Origin of the sequence: Mesorhizobium sp. M2A.F.Ca.ET.039.01.1.1, from assembly GCF_003998035.1 — a bacterium.
In the GTDB taxonomy this organism is placed as follows: domain Bacteria; phylum Pseudomonadota; class Alphaproteobacteria; order Rhizobiales; family Rhizobiaceae; genus Mesorhizobium.
Window position 1 is genome coordinate 1 of sequence record NZ_RZRY01000324.1, and the last position, 7023, is coordinate 7023.

The 7023-nt window shown below is 67.4% G+C and carries 9 protein-coding genes; all 9 read right to left on the reverse strand.

Annotation, left to right across the window (positions count from 1 at the left end; translation table 11 throughout):
• On the reverse strand, window positions 1-312 hold a 312-nt coding region (locus tag EOA24_RS22310), incomplete at its 3' end, for a dihydroxyacetone kinase subunit DhaK (RefSeq protein WP_189354121.1).
• A 31-nt stretch (window positions 313-343) separates the two neighbouring features.
• Window positions 344-775, reverse strand: coding sequence for a hypothetical protein (locus EOA24_RS22315; RefSeq protein WP_189342179.1), 432 nt, complete (start codon window positions 773-775; stop codon window positions 344-346).
• Window positions 776-779: 4 nt separating this feature from the next.
• Complete coding sequence (gene ptsP / locus EOA24_RS22320) at window positions 780-2354, reverse strand: phosphoenolpyruvate--protein phosphotransferase (protein ID WP_127410067.1); 1575 nt, start codon at window positions 2352-2354, stop codon at window positions 780-782.
• Between the two features lie 32 nt (window positions 2355-2386).
• Window positions 2387-2689: an HPr family phosphocarrier protein gene (locus tag EOA24_RS22325; protein WP_127249377.1), complete on the reverse strand. Its 303-nt coding sequence runs from the start codon at window positions 2687-2689 to the stop codon at window positions 2387-2389.
• A 19-nt stretch (window positions 2690-2708) separates the two neighbouring features.
• Complete coding sequence (gene dhaM / locus EOA24_RS22330; protein WP_042645089.1) at window positions 2709-3098, reverse strand: dihydroxyacetone kinase phosphoryl donor subunit DhaM; 390 nt, start codon at window positions 3096-3098, stop codon at window positions 2709-2711.
• On the reverse strand, window positions 3098-3697 hold the full coding sequence (dhaL, locus tag EOA24_RS22335; protein ID WP_127410068.1) for a dihydroxyacetone kinase subunit DhaL: 600 nt from the start codon (window positions 3695-3697) through the stop codon (window positions 3098-3100). Before dhaL ends, dhaM begins: the two co-directional genes overlap by 1 nt.
• Before the next feature lie 10 nt (window positions 3698-3707).
• Window positions 3708-5348 (reverse strand): dihydroxyacetone kinase subunit DhaK, encoded by a 1641-nt coding sequence (locus EOA24_RS22340; RefSeq protein ID WP_127258161.1) that lies wholly within the window; start codon window positions 5346-5348, stop codon window positions 3708-3710.
• Between the two features lie 78 nt (window positions 5349-5426).
• Entirely contained in the window at window positions 5427-6440 is a 1014-nt protein-coding gene (locus EOA24_RS22345) for an ABC transporter ATP-binding protein (RefSeq protein WP_127410069.1), read from the reverse strand.
• The coding region (locus EOA24_RS22350) for an ABC transporter ATP-binding protein (RefSeq protein ID WP_133374571.1) at window positions 6433-7023 on the reverse strand (591 nt) is incomplete at its 5' end. The genes EOA24_RS22350 and EOA24_RS22345, both read right to left, overlap by 8 nt.

Consider the following 7023-nt stretch of genomic DNA (forward strand, 5'->3'; position numbering starts at 1 on the left):
CTTGACGATGAACAGGCAGCCGGCGCCGGTGTCGACGGCCTGCACGGCCGCGAGCATCTGGTCGGGCGTCGGCGAGGTGAAGACCTGGCCGGGGCAGGCGGCGTCGAGCATGCCGTGGCCGACAAAGCCGCCATGCAGCGGCTCATGGCCGGAGCCGCCGCCCGAGATCAGCGCCACCTTGCCGGGCTTTAGCTCCTTGCGGCGGATGAATTTGTGGTCGTCGCCAAGCACGAGGATATCGGCATGAGCCGCCGCAAAGCCATCGAGGCTTTCGGTCAGCACCGTGTCCACGGTGTTCATAAATTTCTTCATGGCGTCCTCCCAAACAGCCCGGCAACAAAGGTCAGCCGCTGCCCTTGCCGGCGATGCTGGTTATTTTCTGGATGAAGTCGTTGATCGCCCGGTCGAGCGCCGCGTTCTGCCTGTCGTCGCCGAAATCCGGCACGATGAGCGAGACGTGTCGCGTCTTGCGCGGACCGGACGCCGCGGGCGCCTTGCCAGGATGCGCCTGGTGATAGGCGGCCATGAACTGGTCGCGCTCGGCCTGGCTGAAATGGCAGACGGAAAAGATGGAAGGCAGATGCTTTGACGGGATCGGGATCGTATAGGCGGGGCTGGAAATCTGCGTGACGAAGCTGCGGTGCTTGCCGAGCGCGTCGGCCAGGCGCTGGCGCATGCCGGACGGGCGCTGGTCGATGACCTGCGACAGGATCGTCTTGTAGGCGCGGATTGCCTCTTCCGAGCCTGCTTCCGGTATTCTTTCCATCCTGGCCATGCGCCTACACCGCAACCCCCGCGATGGCCGCCTTGGCCATCGCCAGTTGAGCAGGGGCGACCGAGAGGTCGCGCAAACCGGCCTCGAGCAGCGCCGGGATGGTTGCAGGGTCGCCACCGGCATCGCCGCAGAGGCTGACTGGAATTCCCTTCTCCAGCCCGAACGCGGCAAGCGCCGCGATCAGCCGCAGCACCGCCGGCTGGCGAACGGAATTGAGATGCGCGACCGCCGCGTTGTCCCGCGCGGCCGCCATCACATATTGCGTCAGGTCGTTGGAGCCGATCGAGAAGAAGGCAACGTCGGCGAAATCCTCCGGCGCCAGCGCCACGGACGGCACCTCGACCATGATGCCGAGCGGCGGCAGCTTGTGCGCTACGCCCTGCGCGACAAGCGCGGCCTGTTCCTGCGCGAACAGCGCGGCAGCTTGGCTGTATTCGTCAGGCGTGGCGATCATCGGGAACATCACCCTCAGATTGCCGTGGATGGCGGCGCGCAGCAATGCCCGGATCTGCACGCAGAAGATGTCGAGCCGCTTGAGTGACAGCCTGATGCCGCGCAGGCCGAGAAACGGATTGGTCTCCTCGACGGTGAAACCCGGCACCGGCTTGTCGCCGCCGGCGTCCACGGTGCGGATGGTCACCGGCTTGCCGCCGGCCCATTCCAGCACCTTGCGGTAGGCGTGGTATTGCGTCTCCTCGTCCGGCAGTGTCTTGCCGAACAGGAATTCCGTTCGCATCAGGCCGACGCCGTCGCAGGTCTCGATATCGATGCCTTCCACATCCGAAGGGTAGGCGATGTTGACCTGCACGCGCACCGCGGTGCCGGCCTTGGTCACCGCCGGCGCCGTCAGGAATGTCCGCGCCGCGCCCTGGCGGTCGGCGAAGGAGGAGGCCGATTGGCGGAAGGTTTCGACCTCGGCCGGCAATGGTGAGAAAATGATCGCGCCGTGTTCGGCATCGAGCAGCGCGTCGCCCGCGGGCGGTGCGGCCAAGGCGCCGAGACCGACGACCATCGGCACGCCGCGCGAGCGCGCCAGCATGGCGACATGGCTGGCCGTGCTGCCGCGCTTGAGCGCGATGCCGCCGCCCTTGCTCCAATCGGTTTCGAGGAAGCGCGTCGGCGCGATGTCCTCGCCATGGAGGATCGCGCCCGGAGGCGCCGCCGCCTCGCCATCCTCGCTCAGCGCCCGCAGCACCTGGTCGCGGATGTCGCGCAGATCGGCGGCGCGAGCGCGGAAATAGTCCTGGTCCGACGCTTCGTAGCCGGCGATCTCACGGTCGAGCGCCGCGCGCCAGGCGGCGTCCGCCGGCTGCCCGGAGCCGATCGCCGCCAGGGCCGGACCGCTCAAGGCATCGTCCTCCAGCATGGCGATGTGGAATTCGAGGATGCCGGCGGCTTCGCCATCGGCGGTTTCGACCAGAACCGCCAGCCGACCGACGGCCTTGCCGGTCGCGCTCACCAGTGCGGCTTGTTCTTCCCCGGCGCTCGCCTTGGCCTTGTAGCTGACCGGAGGCTGGTCGAGGTCGAACAGCGGACCTTCGGCATAACCGGGAGAGGCGGGGATACCCTCAATCCGCATGACCCGGTTTCCCACGGACATGCGGATCCGTTTCAAGCGGACCGGGCATGATCCGCATCCTCGTCGAAATCGCGCTGCACCAGATCGACCAGCGCTTTCACCGCCTGGGTCGCGCCGTCGCCCTTGGCGCGGATATGCAGCATGGTCCCTTTCGGCGCCTTCGCCGCCATCACCTTGACGATGCTCTTGGCGTCGAACCAGGGGCCGTTGGCTGCCACCGCCACCTCCACCTCGGCCGCGAACGTCTTGGCGAGCTTGGTAAACTTCACCGAAGGGCGCGCATGCAGGCCCACCGCGTGGGTGATCAGGACCGTTGCTTCGGCGGATGCGGACATTCAGTCGGTTCCTGTTCGTTCACGACGGCGACAGTTCATGCGCCGTCGCCACCACTTCCTTGAGCGAGGCGCCGCCGGAGGATTCGGTCGCGGCCATCACCGCGCCTTCGACGATCGGCGCGTTGCAGACGACGATCTTGTGCGAGCGCGGCTCGCCGATCATCTCGACCGCCATCTCCGAGTTGGTCTCGGCGCCGCCGAGATCCACCAAGATGGCGACGCCCGCTTCCGACCAGGCCTTGTCGATCGCGCCCATGATCGCCTCGACGCTGGTGCCGAGCCCGCCATGGCCGTTTCCGCCACACCATGCAAGCGGCACTTCGTCGCCCACCATCTGGCGCACCATGTCGGCCGTCCCCTCGGCGACGAGGGGCGAATGCGACACGATGACGATCCCGACATTGCTCATCAATTGCCCTCTATCGCTTCCGCGACCGCGCGCACCAGAAGCGCGGTCGAGCGCGCTCCGGCGTCCATATGCCCGATCGAGCGTTCTCCCAGGAAGGAAGCGCGCCCGCGCAGGGCCTTCATCGGCACGGTGGCCTCCGCCGCCTTGTCGGCTGCGTCGGCGATCTCGCCGGCCGTCTTGCCCTGCGCCAGCGCCTCATACACCGGCTGCAGCACGTCGAGCATGGTTTTTTGGCCAACCTGCGATTTACCGCGCGCGGCCACCGCGTCGATCGCCCTGCCGAACGCCGCCGTCAGCCCGCCTCTATCGGGTGCCGCCGGCAGGTCCTTGCCGAGCGCCATGAAGAACGTGCCGAACAGAGGGCCGGAGGCGCCGCCGACCGTCATCACCAGCTTGGTGCCGACCGCTTTCAGCGCTTCGGGCAGCGGCTTCGCTGAAAAGACGTCCGCCTCCGCGCGCACCGCCTCGAAGCCGCGCTTCATGTTCAGCCCGTGGTCGCCGTCGCCGATCGCCTGGTCGAGCGCGGTCAACTCCTCGGCATGCGCCGCGATCGTATCGGCCGCCGCCGCGATCAGTCTGGAGAAATCGGCTGCGGCCATTGTCCGTCCTTCATGCCGGGGCGAACAGCGCCGCCACGGCAGCGAAAACCTCGGCAACCGCGAAGGCGCCAGGATCGGCGATGTCGAGTTGCCTGCCGATATAGGCGGAGCGGCCCGCTTTTGCCTTCTGCATCGCGGCGGTCGCCTCGGCGCCCTGCCTGGCCGCCTTGGCGGCCGCTTCCAGCCCGCTCGCGTCAAGGGCTTTCAGCGCCGGCTCGAGCGCGTCGACCATGGTCCGGTCGCCGACCCTGGCGCCGCCGTAGAAGGTCATCCGGTCGAGCCCGGCGAGCAAGGCCTTGGTGAGCGGGGCGCCGGCGCCGATCGATTGCGAGGCCGCGGTGAAGAAGATCGACAACAGCACGCCGCTGGAACCGCCCATCGAGGTGCCGAGCGTATCGCCGATCGCGGCAGCGGTTGCGGCCCTGTCGGCAAGCGGCAGCGCATCGATGCGCTCGAGGATGCTGCGCGCCCCTGTCGCCACGGTCGAGCCGGTGTCGCCGTCGCCCGCTTTGGCGTCGAGCGCGTTGAGCGGCTCTTCGAGCGCGATCAGCCTCTGGCAAATGGCTCTGATCAGCCGCTCGGCGGCCGCATCGCGGCTGGCGGGCTTTGCGGTCGCACCGGCAGCGGGTCTTGCCATCGCCACGACGACCGGCGCGCGAACCGGCTTTGCCGGCAGCCAGGCATGCGGGCCGACGGGCGCCAGCAGCGCTTTCTCGCGTTCCGCATCCAGTCTGATCAGCGACAGCGAGAAGCCGTTCATGTTGAGCGCGGTCATCAGGTGCCCGGGTCCGATCGTCAGCGCCACCGCCTTTTCCAGCGACGAAGACAGCACGGCATTCGCAATCAGCGACATTTCGAGCGGCGGCACCGATCCGAGATTGTTGATCAAAAGCGCATAGCGGCTGTGCGGATCGAGCCGCGCGGCGAGGCGCTCCGCCATGATGGCGACCAGCTTGCTGGCGGCCTCCAAGGCGATGCGCTCGACGCCGGGCTCGCCATGGATGCCGAGTCCGAGTTCGCCATCATTCGTGCCGAAGCGCTCCTCATGCGCCTGCCCGGGGATCGAGCAGGAGGAAAGCGAGATGCCGAGCGAAACGATGTCCTTGGCCGCCGCACGCGCCGCCGCGGCAACCGATGCCAAGTCATGGCCGGATTCCGACAGGTGCCCGGCGATCTTGTGCACGAACAGCGTGCCGGCAACGCCGCGCGGCTGCGCGATGTCCGGTAAGGCGATGTCGTCGGCGACGATCACCATCTCGACCGCGAGACCTTCGGCACGCGCCTTCTCCGCCGCCAGTCCGAAATTGAGTCGGTCGCCGGTATAGTTTTTCACGATCAGCAGGCAGCCGGCGGGGCCGGTCGTGGCGCGGATCGCCGCCAGCACCGCCTCGACGCTCGGCGAGGCGAAGATCTCGCCGGAGACCGCCGCCGTCAGCATGCCGGCGCCGACGAAGCCGGCATGCGAGGGTTCATGCCCAGCGCCGCCGCCGGAGACCACGGCCACCTTGGTCTTGTCCCAGTCGGCGCGCAGCACGACCTTGATCTCGGGGTAGCCGTCGAGGCGGGCCAGCGCGCCCGATCCCGCCGTGGCGAGGAAGCCGTCGAGCGCTTCGGTGACGATCGTGTCCTTGCGGTTGAAAAAGTGCTTCATGGATTTCGTCCAGTCCGTATCTGCGGCCGTCAATCGGTATGCGAAAATATGGGGCGTCGCGGCTACATCAGTCCCCCGCTACATCAATCTCTGCCCGTCCGAGCCGAAATAGAGCGGCGCGATGTAGCGGATCGTCACCTTGTCCCCCTTGGCTAAAGACGTGTCTGGATCGGTCAGCGTCACCAGCTTCTTCGCCCCCACCGTCACATGCAGGTGGTTTTGGTCGCCGAGATGCTCGACCCAGTCGACGACGCCGTCGGCATGGCCGTTCGTTGCCTTCTCGATCGCGAGATGCTCGGTGCGGGCGCCGATCGTTTTCGTTCCGGTCGGCGCGCCCCCGTCGGGCAGGAGCCCGGCCGGCAGAAGGTTGATCGCCGGCTGACCGAGGCGGGCCGCGACATGAAGGTTTGCCGGCTCGGAATAGATCGCGCGCGGCGTGCCGATCTGCACCAGGACGCCGTCGGCGAGGATGCCGATGCGGTCGGCCATGGTCATCGCCTCGATCTGGTCATGCGTGACATAGAGCATGGTGGCGCCGAGCTCGGACTGGATGCGCTTCAACTCGAGCCGGAGATCGGCGCGCAGCTTGGCGTCGAGCGAGGACAGCGGCTCGTCCATCAGGTAGATCGCCGGCTTGCGCACCAGGGCGCGGCCGATGGCGACGCGCTGCATCTCGCCGCCCGACAGCTTCGTCGAGCGGTTGTCGAGCTTGTGGTCGATGCGCACCATGCGCGCCACCTCTTCGACGCGGCGGCGCACCGCCTCCTCCGGAAAGCGCCGCGCCGGCGAGCGCAGCGGGAAGGCGAGATTGTCGAACACCGACAGATGCGGATAGAGCGAATATTGCTGGAAGACGAAAGCGGTGTCGCGTTCGGCCGGCGACAGGGTCGTGGCGTCATGGCCGCCGATATGGATCGTGCCGCTATCCGGCCGCTCCAGGCCGGCAATCAGCCTCAGCGTCGTCGTCTTGCCGGCGCCGGTCGGCCCGAGCAGCACGACGAACTCGCCGTCCTTGATCGTAAGGTCGAGATCGTCGGTCGCGACGGTGTCGCCAAAACTCTTGGTCACGCCCTGGATACGGACATCAGCCATGGCGCGCCTCCGCTGCCTGATCATGCATGGCGGTCCTGACCGCGCGTCCGGAACCCTTCTCGAACAGCGACAGCCGCGCGCTGCTCAGCTTCAGCCCGACTTGCTCGCCGGGGCTGAGATGGATGCCGGCCGGCACCCGCGCCTTGATGATGCCGTCGGCCGTCTCGACAGCGACGATCTGCGTGGTGCCGAGATATTCGGTGCCATAGATCGCGCCGCGCAGCTTCGAGCCGTCGTCGAAGCGGATGTGCTCGGGCCGGATGCCGAGCGCCATGTCGGCGGGCGCGATGTCCTCGCGCACTTCCGGCACCGCCACCTTGGCGCCCTGAACGACGATCTCCTTCGCGCCCTTGGCGAGCCCGCCGCCGAATTTCAGGAAATTCATCGGCGGCGAGCCGATGAAATCGGCGACGAACATGGACGCCGGCCGGTCGTAGATCTCGCGCGGCGTGCCGAACTGCTCGATGACGCCGTGGTTCATCACCGCTATCTTGTCGGCCATCGACATCGCTTCCATCTGATCGTGCGTGACATAGACGGTCGTGGCGTGGATGCGGTTGTGCAGCTCGCGCAGCTCATGCAC